Here is a 2,144-nt window from a genome sequence, read left to right as displayed (position 1 = left end):
AGCTGCAACTCGGCCGGCCGACTGTCACGCAGGGTCATGCCGAGGCTGTGCAGCCCCGTGGTGATCGTGGGACAACATCTCGCAAATAACGCGGGACGGTACAGCAGCTGTCGTCATGCCGGTGTTGCAAGGTGACCGGCGTAGTCCCAACTCGCTGCGGCGAGCAGCGAGATCGTGACTAACCGCCACCTGCGACTCGCTACTTCGTAATCGCTGGCGGCTCGCGAAACGCCTGCGAGCTCGCGTCACCCGAGCGTTGCGCGAGTTCGAACTTGTGCTCGGCGGCATCCAGGGTCTCGGACGCTTGCTGGTGTTAACGAGCGAGTCAGAGGCGGGCGTTGGCGTGGTTTTCGACCCCGCCAGATGATGGCGCTGCCACCCATGAGCAAGCCACCCCCCCTCATCGAGCGAGTTCTTTGGCGTTCCGCGCCCACCATCGTAGAGCGGGCTCAGGACCGAGGACCAACCAAAAAGATGACGGAGAGGTGTTACCAGCACCAACCCCGTCGAGCCTCGGCGAGCACGATGTGCGAAGCGCCAACCGAGAACACCTCCCGTTTCGTCTACTTCAACGTCGACGTCAAGTTTTGGGCCAGGCAGCCGCCCGACGTGGCCACGGCCCGCCCTGCACGGTGTCCCGTCTGCGACGCGCCAGGCGTCGACGGCGATCGCGTTCTGCTCCATGGCCACGGCCTACGCGAGCGCCGAGTCGGGGTCCCTGTCGACGCTGGCGGCAACGTCGAGCAGATTGAGCTACTGCTGCGCCGCTACGCATGCCAGTGCTGCAAGGCGATCATCGTCGTCGGCCCGCGTGGTCTGCTTCGTGGTCGGCACTACACAGCAATGGCGATCGCCCTGGCGCTGTGGCTGTGGGCTGTCCGCCACTACAGTGACGCCGCGGTGCGAGCCAACAGCTGCACCGTGTTGGTGACCACGAGAAAGCGCGGAATTCTGATCAGCGAGGCGTCCGCCCCTTGCCCCTCGGTTTCGCGGCCTTCCCCGTCACCTGCTCCTCGGCGTCAAGCTGCGCCTCGCGCAGCCGATAGCTCTTCCCCTTGATCGTGATGACGCTCGCGTGGTGGATGACCCGATCGATCAGCGCAGTCGTGCAGGCCGAGTTCGGAAAAATCGACGGCCAGTCCCGAAAGGCCAAGTTCGTGGTCAGCACCAGGCTCCGGCGTTCGTATCGACGGCCGCGTCACGTGATCGATGCGCTCGACCCGCTCGACCACCTGCACCGGAAACGGCAGCTTCGTCGCCCATGGTTTCCCGGCTCGCCCGAGGAGATCCGCCGCTTGTGACGCCGAAGGACACGCACCGCTCGGTGCGTGACCGCTGGAAGTGGCCCGGTTCTCGGCCACCTTGTGGGCTCACGCATGAGCGCTGCAACGCGAGACCGCGACGGCCGAGTAGCTCGTCGTGGGATCCGTACCCGCGGCATGCTCGGCGCGACGCCGAGACGGCTACGAGCGCCGTCAGCCTGAGCAGACGCTGCTCCACCAGGTCGTCGCGCAGCACTGGCCGAGCTTTCGCGAGCGCGCCGAGCAAGCCGGTGGTTTGCCCGAGTTCGTCGTCGACGAGTTCGAGGCGTACCTGCGCTGCGGCATCCTCGAGCACGGCCTCGCGCACTTCGCTTGCCGTCGCTGCGGCTCCTCGATGGTCGTGGGCTTTTCCTGCAAACGCCGCGGATTTTGTCCATCATGTCTCGGCCGACGCATGTCCGACATCGCGGCTCATCTCGTCGACGAGGTGTTGCCCGAGGTCCCGGTCAGGCAGTGGGTCTGCTCGTTGCCGTGGCGGCTGCGCTACGCGATGGGCTACGACCGTCGGCTCTGCGCCGATGTGCTCGCGGTGTTCATCGGCGCGCTGCGACGCTCGCTGCGTCGCCGAGCCAAGCTCGAGCTGGGCTTGGGCTCGGTCGACGACGCGCAGATCGGCGCGATCACTTTCGTCCAGCGCGCCGACTCCTCGCTCCGTCTCAACGTCCATTTTCATACGCTCGCGCTCGACGGCGTGTACGTCCGCGATGACGCAGGCGTGCTGCGCTTTCACGCCCTCTCCAATCCCAGCCCCGAGCAAGTCGCCGAGGTGGCCCGCTGGACACACCAGCGACTCGTCGGCGTGTGCGAGCGCCATGGTCGTTC

General features: G+C 66.3%; 2 protein-coding genes. One reads left to right on the top strand and one right to left on the bottom strand.

Annotated features, from left to right (window positions below; genetic code table 11):
- Positions 1 to 955: 955 nt before the first annotated feature.
- A complete protein-coding gene (locus tag DB30_RS40675; RefSeq protein WP_240480446.1) occupies positions 956 to 1,168 on the bottom strand; it encodes an ATP-binding protein in 213 nt (70 codons plus the stop codon).
- Positions 1,169 to 1,419: 251 nt separating this feature from the next.
- Between DB30_RS40675 and DB30_RS40670 the strand changes: the two genes are divergently transcribed.
- A partial coding sequence (locus DB30_RS40670) for a transposase zinc-binding domain-containing protein (protein WP_205633208.1) occupies positions 1,420 to 2,144 on the top strand: 725 nt, incomplete at its 3' end.

The organism is Enhygromyxa salina (assembly GCF_000737335.2).
In the GTDB taxonomy this organism is placed as follows: Bacteria; Myxococcota_A; Polyangia; order Nannocystales; family Nannocystaceae; genus Plesiocystis; species Plesiocystis salina_C.
The sequence above is the reverse complement of the archived record's forward strand: the minus strand, read 5'-3'. Positions and strand labels throughout refer to the sequence as shown.